The 20,846-nt window shown below is 40.9% G+C and carries 17 protein-coding genes; 5 read left to right on the plus strand and 12 right to left on the minus strand.

Going from position 1 to position 20,846, the window contains the following annotated elements:
• Positions 1–8: 8 nt before the first annotated feature.
• From GKZ88_RS09675 to GKZ88_RS09690, 4 genes are all read left to right on the plus strand, one after another.
• Positions 9–3,176, plus strand: a complete 3,168-nt coding sequence (locus tag GKZ88_RS09675) for an efflux RND transporter permease subunit (RefSeq protein ID WP_155102175.1) — start codon at positions 9–11, stop codon at positions 3,174–3,176.
• Between the two features lie 11 nt (positions 3,177–3,187).
• Positions 3,188–4,594, plus strand: coding sequence for a TolC family protein (locus GKZ88_RS09680; protein ID WP_155102176.1), 1,407 nt, complete (start codon positions 3,188–3,190; stop codon positions 4,592–4,594).
• 205 nt (positions 4,595–4,799) lie between these two features.
• The gene (locus GKZ88_RS09685) at positions 4,800–5,171 is read left to right on the plus strand and encodes a hypothetical protein (protein ID WP_155102177.1); all 372 of its coding nucleotides are present in this window, start codon (positions 4,800–4,802) and stop codon (positions 5,169–5,171) included.
• Between the two features lie 114 nt (positions 5,172–5,285).
• The gene (locus tag GKZ88_RS09690; RefSeq protein WP_155102178.1) at positions 5,286–6,713 is read left to right on the plus strand and encodes an MFS transporter; all 1,428 of its coding nucleotides are present in this window, start codon (positions 5,286–5,288) and stop codon (positions 6,711–6,713) included.
• Positions 6,714–6,736: 23 nt separating this feature from the next.
• Here the strand turns inward: GKZ88_RS09690 and GKZ88_RS09695 are convergent, their stop codons facing one another.
• Positions 6,737–7,171, minus strand: a complete 435-nt coding sequence (locus tag GKZ88_RS09695) for a helix-turn-helix domain-containing protein (protein ID WP_155102179.1) — start codon at positions 7,169–7,171, stop codon at positions 6,737–6,739.
• A gap of 327 nt (positions 7,172–7,498) precedes the next feature.
• Here GKZ88_RS09695 and GKZ88_RS22470 point away from each other — a divergent pair, with 327 nt between their 5' ends.
• The gene (locus GKZ88_RS22470) at positions 7,499–10,231 is read left to right on the plus strand and encodes a sigma 54-interacting transcriptional regulator (protein WP_155102180.1); all 2,733 of its coding nucleotides are present in this window, start codon (positions 7,499–7,501) and stop codon (positions 10,229–10,231) included.
• 238 nt (positions 10,232–10,469) lie between these two features.
• On the opposite strand, the gene GKZ88_RS09705 is transcribed toward GKZ88_RS22470, so the two are convergent.
• The 11 genes from GKZ88_RS09705 to GKZ88_RS09755 all read right to left on the minus strand — a co-directional run bounded on the left by GKZ88_RS09705 (position 10,470) and on the right by GKZ88_RS09755 (position 20,845).
• Positions 10,470–10,955, minus strand: a complete 486-nt coding sequence (locus GKZ88_RS09705; RefSeq protein ID WP_155102181.1) for a DUF302 domain-containing protein — start codon at positions 10,953–10,955, stop codon at positions 10,470–10,472.
• Between the two features lie 87 nt (positions 10,956–11,042).
• Entirely contained in the window at positions 11,043–11,648 is a 606-nt protein-coding gene (locus GKZ88_RS09710) for a Crp/Fnr family transcriptional regulator (RefSeq protein WP_155102182.1), read from the minus strand.
• 68 nt (positions 11,649–11,716) lie between these two features.
• Complete coding sequence (locus GKZ88_RS09715; protein WP_155102183.1) at positions 11,717–13,225, minus strand: hypothetical protein; 1,509 nt, start codon at positions 13,223–13,225, stop codon at positions 11,717–11,719.
• Between the two features lie 12 nt (positions 13,226–13,237).
• Positions 13,238–14,296: an HlyD family secretion protein gene (locus tag GKZ88_RS09720; RefSeq protein ID WP_155102184.1), complete on the minus strand. Its 1,059-nt coding sequence runs from the start codon at positions 14,294–14,296 to the stop codon at positions 13,238–13,240.
• A gap of 21 nt (positions 14,297–14,317) precedes the next feature.
• The gene (locus GKZ88_RS09725) at positions 14,318–15,643 is read right to left on the minus strand and encodes a TolC family protein (protein WP_155102185.1); all 1,326 of its coding nucleotides are present in this window, start codon (positions 15,641–15,643) and stop codon (positions 14,318–14,320) included.
• A gap of 176 nt (positions 15,644–15,819) precedes the next feature.
• Positions 15,820–16,308 (minus strand): DUF302 domain-containing protein, encoded by a 489-nt coding sequence (locus GKZ88_RS09730; protein WP_155102186.1) that lies wholly within the window; start codon positions 16,306–16,308, stop codon positions 15,820–15,822.
• 16 nt (positions 16,309–16,324) lie between these two features.
• Complete coding sequence (locus GKZ88_RS09735; protein ID WP_155102187.1) at positions 16,325–17,119, minus strand: alpha/beta hydrolase; 795 nt, start codon at positions 17,117–17,119, stop codon at positions 16,325–16,327.
• Between the two features lie 198 nt (positions 17,120–17,317).
• Positions 17,318–18,034 (minus strand): hypothetical protein, encoded by a 717-nt coding sequence (locus tag GKZ88_RS09740; protein ID WP_155102188.1) that lies wholly within the window; start codon positions 18,032–18,034, stop codon positions 17,318–17,320.
• A gap of 40 nt (positions 18,035–18,074) precedes the next feature.
• A complete protein-coding gene (locus tag GKZ88_RS09745; RefSeq protein WP_155102189.1) occupies positions 18,075–18,788 on the minus strand; it encodes a hypothetical protein in 714 nt (237 codons plus the stop codon).
• A 221-nt stretch (positions 18,789–19,009) separates the two neighbouring features.
• A complete protein-coding gene (locus tag GKZ88_RS09750) occupies positions 19,010–19,885 on the minus strand; it encodes an NmrA family NAD(P)-binding protein (protein ID WP_155102190.1) in 876 nt (291 codons plus the stop codon).
• 81 nt (positions 19,886–19,966) lie between these two features.
• A complete protein-coding gene (locus GKZ88_RS09755; protein WP_155102191.1) occupies positions 19,967–20,845 on the minus strand; it encodes an NmrA family NAD(P)-binding protein in 879 nt (292 codons plus the stop codon).
• Between the last annotated feature and the right edge of the window lies 1 nt (position 20,846).

Raw genomic sequence — 20,846 nt, forward strand, 5'->3', positions numbered from 1 at the left:
TCAAGGTCATGTTAAAAAGATTCATCGAAAGGCCGGTACTTGCCACCGTAATATCGGCCATCCTGGTAATACTGGGAATAATGGGAATGTTTAGTCTTCCTTTGGAACGCTTTCCCGATATAGCTCCGCCGGCAGTGAAAGTAACGGCAATTTATCCAGGAGCCAATGCAGAAACCATTCTGCGTTCTGTTGCACCTTCACTGGAAGAAGCAATAAATGGTGTGGATAATATGACTTATATGAGTTCTGTGGCCAGTAACGACGGTTCACTTGTCATCTCAGTATTCTTTAAGGCAGGAACTGATCCAAATCAGGCGGCAGTTAATGTACAGAACAGGGTTTCACAGGCAACCAGCCAGCTGCCCCCTGAGGTTGTACAGAGAGGGATTGTCACTGCAAAACAGGTAAACAGCCTTATTATGGTTCCCACATTGTATAGTGATAAACCAGCAGAATATGATCAGCAGTTTTTAGTGAATTATGCCAATATAAACCTTATCCCAGACATTAAAAGGATACAGGGTATCGGTAATGTGTTTCTTTTGGGAGGAAATAAGGAATACTCAATGCGTATTTGGTTAAACCCTGCAAAAATGGCTTCATATGATTTGTCTACAAAAGAAGTAATGGATGCTATTCAGGACCAGAACCTTGAGGCCGCACCGGGTAAATTTGGTGAGGGAAGTAAAGAAGCTTACGAATATGTGATTAAATATGATGGAAAGTTAAATAAGAAACCAGATTATGAAAATTTTGTAATTCGTGCCAATCCGGATGGATCTGTTTTACAGCTTAAAGATATAGCAAGGGTAGAATTCGGTTCTTACACTTATAACAGTGAAAACAAATATGAAGGCAAACCTGCTGTAACCATTGTGATCCAGCAATTGCCAGGTGCCAATGCCAATGATATCCAGATTGCTGTAGGAGATTTTCTTGAAAAAGCAGGAAAAAATTATCCAAAAGGGGTGAAAAACTTAATGCTTTACAATACCAAAGTAGCACTTGATGCCAGTATTGAACAGGTACAGCATACCCTTTTAGAGGCTTTTGGTCTGGTTTTTATAGTGGTGTTCTTGTTTCTTCAGGATTTCAGATCAACACTTATTCCTGCTATAGCCGTACCTGTCGCTATTATTGGAACATTTTTCTTTATGAATGTCTTTGGTTTTACCATTAACCTGTTGACGCTTTTTGCCCTGGTTTTGGCCATAGGGATTGTGGTTGACGATGCCATTGTGGTAGTCGAGGCGGTACACTCGAAAATGGAGCGTGAAAAACTGGCCCCGGGAGCTGCAACACTCAAAGCGATGCATGAAATCACCGGTGCTATTATATCGATTACCCTGATTATGTCAGCTGTATTTTTACCTATTGGATTAATACAGGGATCAACAGGGATGTTCTATCGCCAGTTTGCCTTTACATTGGCTATTGCGATTGTAATATCAGCGGTTAATGCTTTGACCTTAAGCCCGGCTTTGGCGGCACTTTTACTTAAAGATATCCACAATGATAAAAAAGAAGGAGAAGCGCCTAAAAATTTCAAAGAACGATTTTTCGTAGGTTTCAATAGTTCATTTAATTCGATGACCACTAAATATTTGGGAGGACTTGGTTTTCTTATCCGCCACAAATGGATCACCATTGCAGGGATTATAGTAATTTCTCTAACAACGGCCCTTATGATCAGTAAAACAAAAACTGGTTTTGTGCCTACTGAGGATATCGGATTTTTTGGAGTTGCAATGACAATGCAGCCAGGAGCTTCTTTAGAGCGTATGCAGGAACTTACCACTGAGGCAAGAAATGAATTGAGCAAAATGCCTCAGGTCAAAGGAGTAAATGTACTTACAGGATTTAATTTCCTTACATATTCCAACAGTCCTTCATCGGCTCAGATTTTTATTATCCTTAAACCTGTTGCAGAGCGAGGTGAAACTAAAACCGTAGGTGAAATTATGGCAATTGCCAGCCAAAAACTGCACGGAATAAAAGGACTCAATGCCTTTGCCTTTGAACTTCCTTCTATTGCAGGATACAGCAATGTAAATGGTTTGGATGTAGTACTGCAGGACCGCACAGGAGATGTAAAACTGGACAAATTTAATGTTGTTGCAAATAATTTTATGGCTGAACTTATGAAGCGTAAAGAGATCGCAGTGGCTTTCTCTACCTTCAATGCCAACTTCCCCCAGTATGACATGAAAATTGATAAACTAAAAGCGAAACAGCTTGGAGTAAGCATTCATGAAATAACGCAGACGATGCAGGCTTATTTTGGAAGTGTCCAGGTATCGGATTTCAACCGCTTTGGGAAATACTACAGAGTTGTAGCCCAGGCAGAGGTAGCCGAGCGTACCGATGTTTCTAAACTGAACAGCGTTTTTGTAAAAAACAGCAAAGGAGAAATGGTGCCTATTGCAACGCTGATTACATTAAAAAGAGTTTTTGGGCCGGAAACCGCTACAAGATATAATCTTTTTAATTCTATATCAGTGAGTGTAATGCCGAAAGAGGGTTTCAGTTCAGGGGATGCGATCAAGGCTGTTGAAGAAGTTAAAAACCATAACCTTCCAAAAGGCTATACCATAGAATTCTCGGGACTTACTAAAGAGCAGATTACCTCTGCAGGACAATCTACTTTGATTTTCTCCCTTTGTCTTGTGTTTGTATTCTTTTTACTGGCAGGGCAATATGAAAGTTACATTCTGCCTTTTGCAGTAATCCTTTCTGTTCCTACGGGTATATTTGGGGTATTTGCAGCGATCGGCCTTGCGGGAATTGAAAACAATATTTATGTACAGGTTGCCCTTATTATGCTTATCGGACTGCTCTCGAAAAATGCCATTTTAATTGTTGAATTCGCAGTTCAGCGAAGAAGGGCAGGACTGAGTCTTGTAAACTCGGCACTTGAAGCGGCTGCCCTAAGGATCAGACCTATCATCATGACTTCACTAGCCTTCATTGTGGGAATGATCCCGATGATGAGAGCAACCGGACCATCTGCAAACGGAAACCATTCCATTAGTATTGCGGCGGCAGGAGGTATGATTGCCGGGGTAGTATTGGGACTTTTTATAGTACCTGTGCTGTTTATAATCTTCCAGAATTTTCATGAGAAAGTAAGCAAAAAATCAAGACCTGCCTTGCAGGAAACTCCATCACTAATTTAAATCTAATTATCATGTTCAAATATAAAAATATTACGGGCTTTTTGGCCCTAGGGCTTTTGCTTGCCTGCAGTGTACCAAAAGATTCGGTACAATCGGTAGTGCAGCCACCTGAAAATTACAGGGATATACAAAGTGACAGTATATCTGCCGCTTCGGTTCCATGGAAATCTTTTTTTCCTGATACTGAGTTGAATGTTTTGATTGATCGTGCCCTTGTCAACAACAATGATTTAAAAATTGCATTGACCAATCTTGAAATGGCGCAATTAACCTTAAGCCAGGCTAAAATGGGAAATATCCCAACACTTGATTTAAGCGCAACAGCAGCTTCAGCGCGTCTTTCAGACAACAGCATAAACGGAATGAATACAGCCAATGCTTTTGGTTCACATCATATCGAGGATTATAATCTGACAGCAAGACTGTCTTGGGAGGCCGATATATGGGGAAAAATAAAAAGCCAGAAAGCTGCGGCCCTGGCTGGTTACCTTCAAAGTGATGAAGCCCGAAAAGCGGTACAGACCCAGATTGTAAGCAGTGTTGCAAAAGGGTATTACAACCTGCTTCTTCTGGATACCCAGCTTGATATTGCCAAAAGAAATGTACAGCTTAATGACAGTACCCTTACCATGATCAAGCTTCAGTTTGAATCAGGCCAGGTTACCTCTCTTGCCGTACAGCAGGCAGAAGCCTTAAAACTGAATGCCCAGAGACTGGTTCCTTTTTTCGAGCAGGAAACAGCGATCCAGGAAAATGCATTAAGTATTTTGATAGGTGAGAATCCACAGGCAATCAAGCGACTAACTTCCCTTGGGACGCTAAATGTGAGCAAAGATTTATCTGCGGGCCTTCCATCTTCCCTGCTAAGCAGGAGACCTGATGTGAAATTTCAGGAATATGCCCTGTCAAAAGCAAATGCGGAGATAGGTTATGCTAGGGCCAATATGTATCCATCACTGGTTATTACTGCCCAGGCGGGACTGAATTCTTTTCAGGCCAGCAACTGGTTCAATATCCCCGCTTCACTTTTCGGAACTGTTGCAGGGGGGCTGACACAGCCACTATTTAGAAAAAAGGAGCTTAGAACACAATATGAACTGGCCAAGCTGGGACGAGAAAAAGCCGTTATCAATTTCAGACAATCTGTTTTGAAGGCAGTAGGTGAAGTATCTGATGCCCTTCTAAAGATCGACAAGCTTGAAGAGCAGGAGACTATTGCATCCCAAAGGGCTGCAACACTTAAAAAGGCTACCATCAATTCAAACCTCCTTTTTAAAAACGGCCTTGCCACCTATCTGGAGGTGATAACAGCCCAGGGGAATGTATTGCAGAGCGAGCTTGAATTGGCAGCATTAAAAAAAGCGCGACTTGATGCCGCGGTTGATTTGTATCGTTCTGCCGGAGGAGGCTGGAACTAAAAGAATCGATATATGGTTTTTTAACCAGTTTTAAAACCATAAAACAATTCTTTTTCAAATGGAATTTTTTCTTAATCCCAATGTTTATAAAGTTTTACAGGGTTGGTACATAAATTGGATTAAGGAAATGAGTTTCACAGGCCCTGTGATGAATTTTAAATAACAAACTACAAATAAATTAATAATTATAAAAAAAATAGAAATTATGAACAACGAGAACAACCCAGCACCGATCCATATGGCAGGTGCTATAGATTTAACTACTCCGGTAACCAAAATTTTAGCAATAGGAAGCTGGACTGAAAAAGGACTGGACAGAAAAGCGAGACTTCCTATTATGATCAAAGAAGTACCCGCTACAGTTAACTTATACTTAACTGGTGTAATTGAGCAGTGGTATTTGAAACCGGATATCAGCGGTGTGGTATTTATCATGAATGTTACAACGGCAGAAGCAGCAAACGAGCTGCTTGAAAAACTGCCTTTAGGAGTGGTAGAGATGATGTCATTTGAATTTATCCCGCTGGGACCAATTAGCCCGCTGCGTTTTTTAATGCAGGACCCCTTAGCTTTCTAAGCTGAAAAAAAAGAATTTAAAAGGCTGTGGTGATTTAATTACCATAGCCTTTGTATTTTCTGTATGTTTTGTCTTTAAGGAAAAAAATTGCAGGATTGCATTAAATTATACTCTATGAATTTCATGAAACAAAATACAAACCGATGGCTTGCCTTGCTTATCGTTTTAACCGCCCCATTATTGTCAGTTATTGATGTTTTTATAATCAATGTAGCTATTCCTGCTATAAAGAAAGGGGTGCAGGCCAGTGAGGCGCAGGTCCAGCTTGTCATTGCCGGTTATCTTCTTGGATATGCCGCATTTTTAATAACCGGAGGAAGGTTTGGGGATTATTTCGGTAAAAAAAAGGTTTTCATCTACGGGATGGCTTTTTTCACCCTGACATCCTGCTGGTGCGGCCTTACCCACAGTGCTTTTGAGCTTAATACAGCCAGATTTTTCCAGGGGGTGAGCGCCGCTTTTATGGTGCCGCAGACCATTTCTTATATTCAGGTATTATTTCCTCTCGCCCAGGACAGGGCTAAAGCAGTTGGCTATTTCGGGGTAACTTTAGGGCTTGCCAGCATCCTTGGACAATTTCTGGGAGGCTATTTTGCTTATTTTCATTTCTTTATTCCCGGATGGCGCTTGATCTTTTTTATAAATTTACCCATCGGTATACTCGCTGTTGCGGCGGCAGCGGTTTTTTTGGAAGAAACCAAGCTTGACAGATCAAAGAAATTTGATTTTACAGGAGTTGTACTGCTTACTTTTGCTTTGGGTTTTCTGATTCTGCCCCTGGTTACCGGCAGAGAGAATGGATGGCCTTGGTGGAGCTGGTTAATGCTTGTTTTTTCCTTTTTTCTTTTTTTTCTTTTTGCGAAAAACCAGAAGAAAAGAAAAAAACTGGACAACGGAGAATTAATTGATACCGGGCTGTTTGCTTTCAGGGATTTCAATATCGGGCTTCTGAGTGTATTCTGCCTTTTTATGGTTCATAACTCTTACCTTTTGATCAGTACGCTTCTTTTTCAAAACGGTTATCACCTGGATGCATTTTTGGTGGGAAAACTTTTTATCCTGTTTGGACTGGGAAGCACTTTTACTAATTTGTATGCAGGAAAGCTTTTCAGCAAGTATGGCAAAAAAGTAGCTTTTTATGGTGTGGCATCCTTGATGGTGTCACTTGCCCTGCAGCTGTTTTTATTTTCAAGTCCGGGAATCTCACTTTGGTTTATCGGCGGGGTTCTGATACTCCATGGTATAGGGACAGGAATTCTGATCACTTCGATTTTGAACATCACCCTTCAGAGTGTCCCTAAGGAATTTGCCGGAGCGGCCTCAGGACTGTATTCTACTTTTCAGCAGACTTCTTCAGCGCTGGGAGTTTCTCTTATTGGGGGACTTTTCTTCTCCATTCTTGCTGGGGCTGCCGATCTGATTGTATATCAGAAAGCGTTCCGATACGGGGCAGGTGCTGAATTATTGGTGCTGCTTGTATTGGGTATTTTGCTTTATATGCTTCCTAAAGCAAGTAAAGCAGCATTACATTATGCGGAGTAGGCTGATTTTTTTAAACTGATGCATCACTGCTGCTGTTCAAGTAAAAGATCCCTTTCTCTTTTGAGTTTCACTGCGAGTGTTTTTAATGTTTTGTCCTTGTTCTTTTTTAGCATTTCCCCTAGGAGCTGCGGCATTTTAAAAGGACCAAACTGATCTCCCCATAATATGATTTCGGTGATCGCAGGGATAAGGGCTATTCCTTTATCGGTGAGGGTATAGAGGAATTTTGATTTTTTTGAAGGGGCGGTATGTTTGGTAATAAAGCCATTATCGAGCAAAAGAGAAAGACGGTCAGTTAAAATATTGCTGGCTATTTTTTCATAAGAATACAAAAACTCACTATAGGAACATTTTCCAAAAAAAATCATGTCCCTAAGCAGCAGCAGTGTCCATTTGTCGCCAAATAGATCTAAAGAAAAAGCAAGAGGACATTCTGATCTGGGGATAATCTCTTTCATAACCATAATTTAAAGGGCTGAATAACTTCAGCCCTTTTTTATTAGAAATTCAAAATTACCATTTATAACTGAGTAATGCAATACAATACTTACGGGTTAAATGTTAAATACGAAAGCTGCTGAGAGTTTGTAAAAGTATTGCGTTTTGCAATATAAATTGTTTAAAATTAATTGCGGATTGTATGGGAATTTTGGTTAAATAAACAGATATTTGAAAATAAATCAGTCTAATTAAAATTTCACTGATTAAAATATAATTATTTGTACCTTTAAGAAGTCATTGGGACATTTTCAGGATAAAGGTATTAACCAAACTTAGGAGAGATAATGGATTCAAAAAAAAAGCCGGACCCCAAAACAAACACGCAGTCTGGTGTGGAATTACTTGCAAAAGACAAGGGTAATACAAAAGATGAATTATCTTTTGGCAGTGACCGCGAGGTGCTGCTTTCAATAGCAAAAAAATTAGTTTACGTCCGCAGCCGCGAGTCTCTCGAGGAATTTGTGGGCCAGAATCTCAAAGATCTCTTCGGATTTAGTGATATGGTTTTTATGCTGGTCTTCAAGCAGAAAGCCAGGCTTATGGCTGTCATAAAATATTTCGAACAGGAACGTGTGATCCGCCCTGAATATCTATACCTGCTGAAAGGAGGGACCTGTTCCTCGGATGACGGAATAGCCGATGCTACCTTAAAGGCAGGGCATCCTTTAGTTTTTACTATGGATGAGGTTCTGCAATGGGAAGCTGAGAATATACCGCCTTATGTAACGGTATTCAGTGAGAACAAAATGAAAAAGCTCCTTACGATCCCCATAGCGGTTGATGATCAGGTAAGCGGTGTTATTTATTTTTATTCCAAGGACAGCGAGGCATTTCCCCAGAACAGGCATGAGCTTCTATTCTCCATCGGCCAGCAGTTATCAGCTGTGATGCTTAATATTCTTGCCAGGGAAGAAATACAGAAAAGAGATTTCGAAAAAGAATTTCTCCTTAAACTTGGCAACAGCCTCTCAGGGGTAAGGACCAAGAATGATCTTGCAGAGACACTGGATGAGCATTTCCATAATCTGCCTTTTTTCTCGGAAGCCCTGATCTTATGGACCGATAAAGAAGAACAGATGTTCATCCCAGCAACTCACGATAAAAGTACTGGGGTGTTTTTATCTTCGGTATCCGGGCAGGATGCTTCGGAGAAAAACTATGCTTTTTTAAACCAGCTTTTCCCGGCCGGTTCTCCTATAGAATTCTCCATCAAGAATGCGCTGCTCAAGAAAGACATTCCTGAGTGTGTTTTCAGATGGGCGGAAAACGGTATAAAAAAAGTGGCAGCCGCCAAAATATTTCATGTTACGGAGCCTGCCGGAATCCTGTTTTTATTTTCAAAGGAAACCGATTTCTATTTTGAACATTATTTTGATCTTATCGCAAGTATGGCCTATCAGCTTTCGGCTGCTGCGGCTAATCTTCATGCCGCCGAGCAGATGCAGAACAGGGAGAAGGAAAAATCGATACTCCTTGAGCTCAACAGTGCTATGGCTTCCATCAGAAATAAAAATGATCTTCAGAAGGTCATCAACGAAAAGCTGAAAAAACTGCTGCCTGTCGGGGATCTTGTGGCCTGTGTCAAAGATGACCAGACAGGGGAGTACAGCCCTTATCTGCGTGATCCGGATTCAGTATGCAGCCAAGAGATGAATTATACAGATATAGCCCTGGGATGTTATATCGACAAAGAATTTGAGAGACAGGTGCTGCGCTCCAGCGTGCCGCTGGTATATGATCTGGAAGAACTCTCTGATCAAAAAGCAGAAGCATCTTATTTAAAGAAATATTACAAACTCGGCATGCGCGAAGCGGTTTATGTTGCACTGGGAACAGGGGCTGTTAAAACCGGTATATTGATCCTGATCCTTAACAGCCGCAAGAGCCTTACTCAGAATTTTATTAATCTGATATCAGGAATCGCAGCCCAGCTTTCAATTGCAATTGCCAATATTATTGCCAATGAAAAAATAGAAAGACAGATAGAGGAAATTACACGCTACAAACAGCAGCTGGAAGAAGAAAACCTTTATCTGCAGGAGGAAATACTTACCACCCACAATTACAGTGAGATTATTGGAGACAGCCATGCTATGCATGAGGTGTTTCGCCTGGTTTCCCAGGTATCAGAGTCGGAGAGCACAGTGCTGATCCTTGGAGAAACGGGAACAGGAAAAGAGCTTATCGCCCGGGCACTTCATAATACTTCCAAGAGAAAGGACAAGGTAATGGTGAAAGTGAACTGCGCCACCCTGCCGTCAAATTTGATCGAAAGTGAACTTTTCGGCCATGAAAAAGGAAGCTTTACAGGAGCTACCGACCGCAGGATCGGCAAATTCGAGCTAGCCAATAACAGTACCTTATTTTTGGACGAGGTCGGGGAGCTGCCTCTGGACCTTCAGGTGAAATTACTGCGTGCGATCCAGGAAAAAGAAATAGAAAGGGTAGGAGGCCGAACAGTCATAAAAACGGATGTCCGTATTATTGCGGCCACAAACAGGGATTTAAAAAAGGAGGTTGCAGCGGGAAATTTCCGAAGCGATCTTTATTTCCGCCTTGATGTCTTTCCAATTGTACTGCCCCCTTTGCGTGAACGCATTGATGATATTCCTTTTTTAGTACCTCATTTTCTGCAGAAGCATTCGAAAAATACCAAAAAAGAGATTATGAAGATCTCCAGTATGGCCCTGAAACAGCTCATGGCGTATCAATGGCCGGGAAATGTCAGGGAACTCGAACATATGATCGAAAGAAGTATCCTGCTCAGTAATGGAAACTGTATCACCCATGTGAACCTTCCGGGGATTTCCGATCAGCCTGAAGGAGGTGAAGAAGGACCGCTGCGTATTAAAACCATTGAAGAAAACGAGCGTGACCATATTGTTAAAGTGCTTAAATCATGTAAAGGAAAAATAGGCGGTATTGGCGGGGCCGCTCAAATTTTGGATCTTCCTATATCAACGTTGAACTCAAGAATCAAGAAACTGGGCATCAAAAAGCATTACCTGAAGGATTAAGAGCAATGAAATGCAGCTGTGGGAAAAATAAGAATCTCAGACACCGCAGTCAGAAGTTCTTTTTGACTGAGCTGTTTTTTTAATGTATATCGGTCCTTAATCCGGGCAGTAATTTACCGGAAAAAAAAGCAGTTGAAAATCACAGCAGACCAATTTAGCTGCTAAAGGCAGTAATCAATCTCCCTGTTTATTTTCAACTGCTCTTTAAAAGATACTCTAAAGCCTGTTTAAATAAGGATTATTTTAGTTGAGCTGCGGTAATCAGTTTTTCAATCTTTTTATCCATCAGCTGTGATACCGAGTCAATTTGAGGATTATCAAATTGCGCAAATACCGAAGAGGGAAGGTCATATTCTACCAAAACAGTGCTGTCAGCATTTTCATGTACCAGCATTCTCAGCGGGGCATACAGCCCGCAGCTGATGTTCTGTGCAGTCATTTTCATGGCCATCACTGGATTTCCGATTTGATACTGTTTGGCTTTTCTGCCATCAAATCCTTTTAGCCTCAAAAGTTCTCCGTGCTCAATGATATTAAAGAGGATAAGTTCTTCCTCGCCTCCTAAATTTTGCAGCAGTCCTGCCAAAGAGGCCTTGTTGCCATGTAGAAAATCAAGATCAGCAGGTTTTAATATTCCCAGCAGATCTTCAAGATTACCGGTAAAGTCTTCAAAAGTTCCATTAACTTTTACTGCGACATGTTCTATGTTTATTGTATTTTTCATTTTGTATGATAATTAATTACCTACAAAGTTCGTGCTAATGGATTTTGGAAACATTCACATTTGTTAATAAAGAAATAAACAGCTTATTTATCCCTGCCCTCTTATTCGGCTCAGGGACTGCGGTGCTATTCCAAGGTATGAAGCGATGTAGTAGCTCGAGAACATTTGTAGAAGAAAAGCCTCGTCTTTCAGCAGTTTTTCATATCGTTCGCTGGCAGTCATGGTCAGCAGTGTAAAAACGCGGTCATAAGTATGTACGAACGCTTTTTCATTTAATTTACGCATCCATCTCTCATAGACCGGAAGATTCTCAATGAGGTAGGTTACCTGCTCTTTTGTAAAAACAAGGGCTTTAACCTCGGTAAGTGTTTCGATTGATATTGATGAATTTTCATTGCTCAGAAAACTTCTGTAGTCTACCGCAAACAAGTTTTTGCTGATGCTTTGCGGAGTATTGAAATGGAAGGACCAGGTTATGGTTTTTCCGGTAAAATCAGTATAAAAAGACCTTGCTTCTCCCGATACCATGAAATGAACTTTGTCGGAAGGATTGCCTTCATATAGGATAGTGTGTTTTTTAGGCAGTATAACTTCTTTTGCATTGGCTGCAATCATTTCTATGGCATGAGCATCAAGTTCAACAAAACCTCTCATGTAATCAAGAAACGGTTCACAAAAGTCAGTATTAATCATTTTTAATTGGTTATTGGTTATGTAAATATACTAAAAAAAGACTTGTAAAATGCAATACTTTTTAATGGTTAAGAGCTTAGAATAGTGTTTTTTAGTTTTTTGTAAAAGTAGGCCGTTACAAGGAGCAGAATCAAAATAAGACCAAGTTCGATGATGACCCCTGTAATCTCTTTCGCTGCGGTAAGGGTTGCCTGATTTTGTATGTTTTTGATGTAATCGGACTGATTTACGGTTTTTGCCAGAAAGTTATCCTGGTCTATAAGGGCAGCAAGATAATCAAGATGCCTGATTCTGCTGCTGTATAAAAAGTAACTGTACAGGCCGGAGAACATTCCGCTGCCGATGAACGACCTTACAATAACCATTACTCCGGCAACTTTTATTACATCGGGAATTCCAAATTTAGCAGTGGTAAAAAGTCCGATTGAGATGTAGAGCAGGGCGAGAGAAAAACCTTTTACCAGTGAGGGAGGCCAAAAATCGGCAAGGGTAAAATCATTGCCGAAAATGCGGTACATTAAGAAATGGTAAAAAGTAATAGCGGCGAATCCAATTACCATTAAAAGATAACCGTCCCATTTTTTCAAGTACCAGATGTAACAGAACAGACAGCCTGCAATTATTCCAGGGAGCAGATACAGATTAATTTCTGAAACGCGGATAGATTCAAGCTGCAGGATACCTCCCGAGAACGAAGACTGCAGTGTCATGGGAATAAAGAGCCCTAACAGCAGAAAGTATATAAGCCCCCTGCCAAAATTATTTGTAGTTAAAAGTTTTAGGGGCAGAAGCGGTCTTTTGGCAATAATTTCCCTTCTTAGAAAAAGCAGCAGGAAAAGCAGAAATGAAAGAAAACTTAAGGTAATCCTCCCTGATGCAAACCAATTTTCAACTTTTCCGTAAACAATTACAAAATTAAAGCTCATCATGGCTATGGCCAAAAAAGCTATGCCCGGAAGATCAAGCTGGTATAATGGAATCTTATTTTTCAAGGGATGTTTTTCAAAGGAATATATTATGCTTATCACTGAGAGGACAATTAAGATATAGATTACAATGTAGCCCTGGCGCCAGTCAAAAAGATAGGCTGTGTAGCTCATCACCCAGGTGATGAAATACTGTCCGCCCAGGGCAATGAAATATAAAAAAGGATAAAGCCTTGAACTGTCATACTGTTTGCTCCAGATTTTCAGCCATTCCAGATAAACTCCTCCCAGGCCCATCACTTTTGCAATTCCAAGAAGAAAGCTAGAAAGGATGACAATAATTGGCGTATCGGTATTGGCAATAATAAAATGCAGCGGAAGCATGAATGTAAATCCGGAAAGGATGATGTCTTTGCTTGTAAATCGGGTAGCAAGTTTCACAAAAAATACCATGGCAATTCCCATACCGATATACACTGCATTGTATGCCATGGTGTATACTTCGGCGTAATATCCCGAGCTGCTGTACATATCTGTAACGCTGCCTAAAAAGATGCCGTTTGCACACAGCGATACAAAGAGAAGCAGTGCCAGAATAGCATATTTCAGATATTTGGGAACATTGTCGTAAAACAAATTATAGACTTCCATTGTTATTAATTTTTAGTTAATGGCGCGCACCTCAACATTCATCCCCGCGCGAAGACTGTCCAGTATTCCGGCTGTCTTGCCTGTAAATTCAATTTTTACGGGAATTCTCTGCTGAACCTTTACAAAGTTGCCCGTTGAGTTGTCGGTAGGCACGGCAGAATAACGCGACCCGGTGGCTTCTGATATTGCCGTAATTTTACCAAAGACAGCCTGATTGTTTAAGCCATCTATTTTCAATGAAACGCGCTGTCCTATTTTAAGTTTTGCAACTTGGGTTTCTTTATAATTTGCTACTACCCATTTACTGTTATTGCGTACAAAGGATAAGAGATTCTGACCCGCCTGCAGCAGCTGTCCCTCCTGGATATTTCGTCTTCCGGTAACCCCGTCATAAGGAGCAGTGATGACTGTGTAGGAAAGATTTAATTCCGCCATATCAACAAGGGCAGCGGTCCTTTTAATTTCGGCGTCATTGACGCTTATTCTTTTTGCTGCCTCTCCTGAGGAAAGATATGTCGTGTTTTTTTGCTGTATAAGGGCTCTTGCTGCCTGCTGAAGGGCTTGATATTCGGTGGAGGCCTGGTCAAACTGCTGCTGGCTCACCGCACCTTCTTTGAGCAGGTTTTCGTATCTGTGAAAATTCTGTTCTGCATTCCACAAACGAGCCTGTGCTGCTTTTATATTGGCATCAGAAACGTTCAGGTTGTTTTCTATGGTGCTCACAGAGGACTCGCTTACATTTCTGTTGGCAAGAGCAGCGAGATAGGCCGCCTGCGCCTGCGCCAGCTGAATTTTATACTCACTGTCGTCTATAATTACAAGCGTATCTCCTTTTTTTATAATCTGATGCTCGGAGAACAGCACTTTTTTGACGTATCCCGGTATTCTGGTATTCACGGGATTTATATATTCTTCGATCTGCGCATCGTTTGTATAGAGACTGTCTCCAAGATTAAAATACACTTTGATGCCCCACAATACGATAAGGCCCAGAATCACTGTTGTCACGGCATTCAAAAGAAAAATGCTTCTTTTTTTTGCGGTACTTTTTTCAATATTTGTTGTGCTCATGATTTTTTGATTTAAAAATTATTAAATTTTACCTGTTACTTTTAAGATTTGATACCATGCATATATAATTTCAATCTGAGCATTGGTAACTTTTAGTTCTGCTTCAATTTTGATATTTGTAGCATCGATCATATCAGTAAGCAGTGAGAGCTGATTGAAGTATTTTTTTTCTACTATCCTGTAGTTTTCCACTGCAGATTCCAAATCCGCTGTATAGGTTTTTAAATCATCTTTGGCTTCATGATATCTGATGTATGCCGTGTGGACTGAAACATCTACTTGTTGTCTGGTCAGGGTTTCTTTCTGTTTTGCCTGTTCGTATATGATTTCTGCGGCCTTGGTTTTTCTGGGTGCCTGATAAATTGAACCTATATTGTATTTCAGGCTTACCCCGGCCTGCCATACATTGTAATAAATATCTAGTGCAGGTATTGCATTTACATAGGGCCTTTGAAAATTACTGGCTGCAAAAATGCTTAATTCAGGATATTTGTCGGTAGCGGAAAGTTTAATGTTGGTTTGCGCAATATCATTTTCGGTATGTGCAATTTTGAGTTCCTGATTGGAGGAGTAGGTTTCTCGGAGTAAAATATCAATCGAATCATCGCTGTAGGATTTCTGCAGCAGACTGGTATCAGGCTGGAGCATAAAATGCTCATCCATACCGGTGAGGATATTAAGCTGGCGGTTGAGGATTTCAATTGAATTGTCTGTCTTGCGGATGGCAAGTTCAAGATCGGAAACAATGAGTTTGTTTCGCAGTACATCGTTGTTGGTAATCATGCCCTGCTTCTGCATGGCTATGATGTTTTTTAGACGTTCCTGCGCCAGGGCGAGATTGTTTAAATAGACCTGTTTCTGATTTATTGCGCGGTAGATTTCAAGGTATTTTGCGGCTGCTGCGAATTTGACATCAACGATGCTTTTCTCGAGGGTCAGCGCTGAGGTCTGTTCTTCAAGGCGTGCTCTTTGAATGTTGTTTTTTATTTCGCCTCCTTTGAAAAGAACCTCAGAGGCCTGAAGGGAAACCTGGGTAAGATTATGAGGGATCGGGGCTGTCTGATGATTTTTGAAAGAGGGGTCCCAAATTTCAGAATTGCTCACATATCCGTAATTGATCCCGGTATTTAATGCGGGAAGCTGGCCCAGTTTTACAATCTCTATCTTTTGATGTGCAAGCTCAGTGCCTTTCGATGCAATTTTCAGCTGTTCACTGTTTTTTGCCGCCAGATCAAATACCTGTTCCATTGAAAGGACTTTATCCTGTGGATTGATTTCCTGAGAAGATATTCTTTGTGCTGTAGTGAAGAGCAGCAGGGTGGCTAGTATTTTAAAATGTGTTTTCATATTCTTAATTATATAGTTTTATAAATATGACCTTTATCGTTAAACAAAGTTCCTCAAATAGGAAAACTAAAACATTCACATTTGTTAAGAACCATGATTAAAAAAGCCAGGGTACAAACACTGTATCCTGGCTTTTGTGCAGTATAAATTTTTCTGCTGCACTTCTTTGTTGAAGACTATTGCTCAGCGGCAGTATCGGCATTCAGGATTAAAGTTTTTAATTTTTCATCCAGTGCAATACCTGTTTTTTTGATTGTGTCGCTGGCAAACTGTCCAAATATCACTGAAGGCAGTTCATAATCAGCATAGACTCTATCGTCTTTTTCATACACCAGCATTCTAAGTGGTGCGTACATAGCCGCAAGAAGATCAACACTTGACATTGAAGCGGCAATGAGCGGATTCCCGATCTGGTACTGAATTACTTTAGCCGGGACATCAAACATCGAGAGTACTTTTCCATGGTCATTGATGGTAAAGATCATAAGTCCCTGGTCACCTTCCATTTTTCGTATTTCCTCTTGTGCGCGCTCTCTGCCCTCTGCAATCTGATCCAAAATGGAGTACTCAAATCTTCCGGCAGCTTTTTCAAAGTTTTGGATAAAATTTTCAAAAGATGACACCAGTTCAATGGTTGTATGCTGGATTAAAAATTTATTTTCCATTTTACTTGTACTTTAATTATTTTGACTCTTTATTGATGATATCAGCCAATTTTTCAGGTACAGAAACAAAAGGAGTATGGCTTGATGTTAAGCTGTAGGTAGTTTTGATGTTGTTGTCAGCTACCATTTTGTGCTGAAGCTTAGGGCTGTTGGTATGGTCATTTTCTGTAAAGACATATACTTTTTTTAATTTGCCATAACCAGCGTCAGTCAATTTTACAGGTGAGGCAAGTGGAGCCAAAGGTTCAGCAGGAAAGTGGTCCACTACATAATCCTGAACCTGTTTAGGAGCATCTTCAAAAAAAGAATCCACGATGCCTTCTTTTGGAACAACTGCAATGCCTTCAGTTTCTTTGATCTGCAGATATTTTCCAAGGTGGCTGTCAGCATCTGTTGTGGCAAGTGATAATAAGCTTTCACCATTTTTAGGCACATAGGCAGCTACATAAATTAATTTTTTAATCTGTGAAGGGATTTCTTCTGCTACCTGGTTCATAACTACACCCCCAAAACTGTGGCCTACAAGGATGATATTATTTTCTTTGCCAATGGCTTTTTTTACAGTTTCTACATATCCGTTAAGAGAAATAGAAGTGATTGGTGTTTTGTCGGCTCCATGGCCTTCAAGGTTCACCACAATTACTTTATGCCCTTGGGCTTCAAGATGTGGAACTACTGCACCCCAGTCCTGAGCAGAAGACCATGCCCCAGGGATAATTACGATTGTACTTTTTTTAGCTGCTGTTTTTTGTGCAGCTGCGCCAAACACTGTCATTAAAGCAATGGCGATTACAGAAATTGTTGTTTTCATTTTAAATTATTTTTAAATTATTTTAATATTTTGCTCCTCAGGAGCGGTTAATGTTGGAGAATCAATATTCTCTGTGAGCGATGTTTTTTCGATTAGAATCGCTATAATTTAGGCATGCAGGTCCCCGAAAGGATAACATAACATGCTCCTTTTGCTGTTTAAAACCAATAATTTTTTTTGTGAGGCACTTTTAGGGGATCATATGAATTTCATCGATCTTACCTCTACAGCTATAAGCGGATTTTCAGCATCATAAGTTCCGTCCTGTTCCCTGTGATAGACCTGTATTAATGTGGGGATTATAAGCCCATTAAGAACGGCATACTCGGAAGTTATTTTAGTGAAAAATACAGGCTCCTCATTTTGTGTTTCATAATCTGTCCTATTGATTAAATTGTCTTGTGCAAAAAACAGGCTCATCAACTGTCCATAGGGTGAGTCATCGGGCGCCTGGACAAGCAGGCTTCTGTAAAGGTGCCCGTTATCTTCCAGGATCTGGCCCTGCTCATACTCATATCCTTCTGTTGTAAGGCCGAAGGGGAATGTTAGGCTTTTCCAGAATGTGTATCGAATAAAATACATCATTTGGATGGCGTGCCATGGTGCCTGCAGTGAAGCATCAAAGAGTTTCCCCCATGCAGGATCGAAAGCACTTACCGGATTGTCTTTTTCATCAAAAACACTTGTCTTGTCATTAGTGAAAATGGTGTACAATCCTCTTTCCGGGAAATTTCTGAGCTGTGCGCTACCTCCTGCCAGGTCTGCCTGAAAGGTCAGGTTTTCCAGCAGGCCGGGATCTGATTCAAGCCATGACTTTACGCCTTTTAACCTGATTTGCGCGGTTAGGGTACTGTATTTTTTCCAAATTTCCATTCCTCCCGCTGCGTGAAGGGCGTCTTGAAGAAGATTGTCCATAATCGATAACGTTTGTATAATGTTGTTTCAGCTCAGCTGCTTATTCGATTTTAAGAATCAGTTTTCTCAGTGATACCAGATGTCCAAAGAGTACTGTCATTACAACGAAGGTCGGAAGCCAGATAAAAGGGAAGATAAGAATGGCTATGTTTGGCTGGTCAAATGCTAATTTTTGAAAAGGAACCGGCAGTGAAAGCAGGGCTCTTGAAACGATGTTAAGCAGCAGTCCCAGACACAGGATATTCCAGATCAGCAGCAGTTTTGAATTCATTTTGTCTTTTCGAAATGCAAAGTAGACAATCAACGGAGCTGAAAGCCCTGAGAGGATATCGAGATTACCGCCTTCAAAAGTCATAAGCCTTGGCACGGCATGATAGAGATACAGTGCAAAAAGTACAAGCTCTACGGGTACTCTGACCATATTTACATAAACGAGTTCTTTTAAAGGCAGACTGTCTATAAAAGTCCTGCCGGCCTTGGTTGCAAATAAGATGATAAATAAAGAAAAGGCCGGAATAAAACCAAAGAGAAACAATTTTGGAGGCATGCTGTCCAGAGAAGATGTAAAAACATCATTTTTTGCAAGGACACCCTGAAGGATGATCCAAAGAAGGGATCCCGCCAAAATAGGGCCTGCTTTTTTTCTTGTTGATTCTAATGGTGAATTTCTTACTGCTTTATTAAAAAGCAGTAATGAGGCAAGTGTAATAAGTCCAAATATTACTGAAAGTGCGATAGGGATTTGTGGTATCATAATTTTAATTATTAGTTGGTTATTTTATCTTTTAAAACATTTAAATTAAACCAGAGCCTAGGTGAATCCTCGATATTCCGGCGAAGCATTTTTTGAAAGTGTAACTAATGGTGCTTCTAATATTCTTATACAAAGTTGCGTAACATAAACTTTTAAAACATTCACAAATGTTAAGAAACTGCATGGTTATTTCAGAATCAACAGCTCTGGTTTTTAAATATTTAGAGAAATAAATTTTTATTTTCAGTAATATAGTGAGCGATGGAAAGCGGCTTTGAACCGATCAGTTCCTCGACCGTATCATTGGTCCCGGCTGTAACTCCGTTGCGGACATCAGAAGCTATGGCGCTTAGGTGCTGGATAAACCATGGGGTAAAATCCGGATTCTGCACCATGATCTGCTTAAAGGGTTCTATTTCAATAGGCACATAGGTAATTTCTCTTTGGATAATCTCTGAGAGTATGGCGGCTATATTGAAAAGACTCAGTTCTTCAAGGCCAAGCAGGTCATAGGTTTTTCCTATATGTCTTCCGGGTTCTGATAAAATTGCGGCAATCACATGTCCCTGATCCTCTGCGGTTATTGGAGCATATTTTCCCTCTCCGAAGGGAAGCACAATTCTATTGTTCTCACGGATGTCCTTTGCCACATAAGAGAGCCATTCAGCAAACAGGGTAGGACGTAGATGCGTAATATGAAGACCTGAGCGGTCCAGTAAGCGCTCTGCTATCCAATGATTCTGGGCGGCATGGCTTTTGGCATCGCGCCTTGCAGTTCTTTGTGAAATATTTACGATGTGGTTTACTCCGTTCTCAAGTGCTGCCTGGATAAAAAAAGCAGTGGCTTCAAGTATGCCCGGAACCTGAATAGGGTATAGGAAATAGGCAGCTGAAATTCCTTCCAGCGCTGTGCTTACCGAGTCAAAGTCGTTTAGATCACCCACAACAATTTCAACTCCAAGCTTTTCAAGTACTGCCGAGCGTTCGTCAATTTTGTGAACCATGGCACGAACCGGGATATTACGTTCCAAAAGATGCTTTATGGCACTTTGTCCCGTAGCGCCGGTGGCGCCTGTAATTAATACTTTATCTTTCATTTTGATTGTATTTTTGTTTAGAATCAGCTCTGCGGCGGCGGTTTGTTGAAATACCGCCCGCCTCATCTGTGAGCTGTCTGTTTATTTGATGAACAAATGTTTGTTTTTGGTAATATATTGGGTAATGGTAAGAGGTTTTGTCCCTGTCAATTCTTCCACTGTATTGTTGGTTCCCGATACTACACCGTCGCGGGCATCCTGTGCAATGGCCCCGACATGCTGAACTGCCCATGGGCTGAACCCCATGCTGCCTCCCAGAATCTCCTGAAAGGGCTCGATGTCGATTGGAATATATGTAATTTTTCTTCCTACTACTTCCGATAATGAATCTGCGATCTCAAAGACATCTAGTTCGACAGGTCCTAAGAGGTCATAGTTTTTGCCGGTGTGCGATTCTGGATCTGAAAGTACTTTTGCAATTACTCTTCCCTGGTCCTCGGCCGTGATCGGTGCAAATCTTCCATTTCCGAAAGGCAGTACAATACGGTCGTTTTCTCGAATGTCCGATGCTATATAAGAAAGCCATTCTGCAAACAAAGTAGGTCTTAAATGTGTTACAGGCACTGTTGAGCGGTCTAAAATCCTTTCTGCAATCCAGTGGTTCTGGGCTGCATGGCTTTTTGCATTTCTCTTGGCTGTTCGCTGTGTAAGATTAACGATATGTTTGACATTGTTTTCCAATGCCGCTTCAATAAAAAATGCCGTTGCTTCTATGATTCCCGGGATTTCGATAGGAAATACAAAATACGCGGCAGATATTCCCTGCATGGCACGATTTACAGCTTCAAAGTCATTCAGGTCTCCCTGAACAATTTCAACTCCTTTATTTTTTAATTCTTCGGAACGGTTGTCAATTTTGTGAACCATTGCTCGTATGGGCACACCCAATTCAAGCAGATTTTTGATTGCGCTGCTGCCGGTTGCCCCTGTGGCTCCAGTAACTAATACTTTATTTTCCATT

The sequence above is a fragment of the Flavobacterium sp. LC2016-01 genome (assembly GCF_009711135.1).
In the GTDB taxonomy this organism is placed as follows: domain Bacteria; phylum Bacteroidota; class Bacteroidia; order Flavobacteriales; family Flavobacteriaceae; genus Flavobacterium.

Excerpts from the sequence above, each read along its gene's own strand:
- GKZ88_RS09745 (WP_155102189.1), bottom strand. The coding sequence starts at position 18,788 with ATGATACCACAAATCCCTATCGCACTTTCAGTAATATTTGGACTTATT.
- GKZ88_RS09735 (WP_155102187.1), bottom strand. The coding sequence starts at position 17,119 with ATGAAAACAACAATTTCTGTAATCGCCATTGCTTTAATGACAGTGTTT.
- GKZ88_RS09675 (WP_155102175.1), top strand. The coding sequence starts at position 9 with ATGTTAAAAAGATTCATCGAAAGGCCGGTACTTGCCACCGTAATATCG.
- GKZ88_RS09720 (WP_155102184.1), bottom strand. The coding sequence starts at position 14,296 with ATGAGCACAACAAATATTGAAAAAAGTACCGCAAAAAAAAGAAGCATT.
- GKZ88_RS09725 (WP_155102185.1), bottom strand. The coding sequence starts at position 15,643 with ATGAAAACACATTTTAAAATACTAGCCACCCTGCTGCTCTTCACTACA.
- GKZ88_RS09750 (WP_155102190.1), bottom strand. The coding sequence starts at position 19,885 with ATGAAAGATAAAGTATTAATTACAGGCGCCACCGGCGCTACGGGACAA.
- GKZ88_RS09710 (WP_155102182.1), bottom strand. The coding sequence starts at position 11,648 with ATGATTAATACTGACTTTTGTGAACCGTTTCTTGATTACATGAGAGGT.
- GKZ88_RS09705 (WP_155102181.1), bottom strand. The coding sequence starts at position 10,955 with ATGAAAAATACAATAAACATAGAACATGTCGCAGTAAAAGTTAATGGA.
- GKZ88_RS09755 (WP_155102191.1), bottom strand. The coding sequence starts at position 20,845 with ATGGAAAATAAAGTATTAGTTACTGGAGCCACAGGGGCAACCGGCAGC.
- GKZ88_RS09740 (WP_155102188.1), bottom strand. The coding sequence starts at position 18,034 with ATGGACAATCTTCTTCAAGACGCCCTTCACGCAGCGGGAGGAATGGAA.
- GKZ88_RS09690 (WP_155102178.1), top strand. The coding sequence starts at position 5,286 with ATGAATTTCATGAAACAAAATACAAACCGATGGCTTGCCTTGCTTATC.
- GKZ88_RS09680 (WP_155102176.1), top strand. The coding sequence starts at position 3,188 with ATGTTCAAATATAAAAATATTACGGGCTTTTTGGCCCTAGGGCTTTTG.
- GKZ88_RS09695 (WP_155102179.1), bottom strand. The coding sequence starts at position 7,171 with ATGAAAGAGATTATCCCCAGATCAGAATGTCCTCTTGCTTTTTCTTTA.
- GKZ88_RS09730 (WP_155102186.1), bottom strand. The coding sequence starts at position 16,308 with ATGGAAAATAAATTTTTAATCCAGCATACAACCATTGAACTGGTGTCA.
- GKZ88_RS09685 (WP_155102177.1), top strand. The coding sequence starts at position 4,800 with ATGAACAACGAGAACAACCCAGCACCGATCCATATGGCAGGTGCTATA.
- GKZ88_RS22470 (WP_155102180.1), top strand. The coding sequence starts at position 7,499 with ATGGATTCAAAAAAAAAGCCGGACCCCAAAACAAACACGCAGTCTGGT.
- GKZ88_RS09715 (WP_155102183.1), bottom strand. The coding sequence starts at position 13,225 with ATGGAAGTCTATAATTTGTTTTACGACAATGTTCCCAAATATCTGAAA.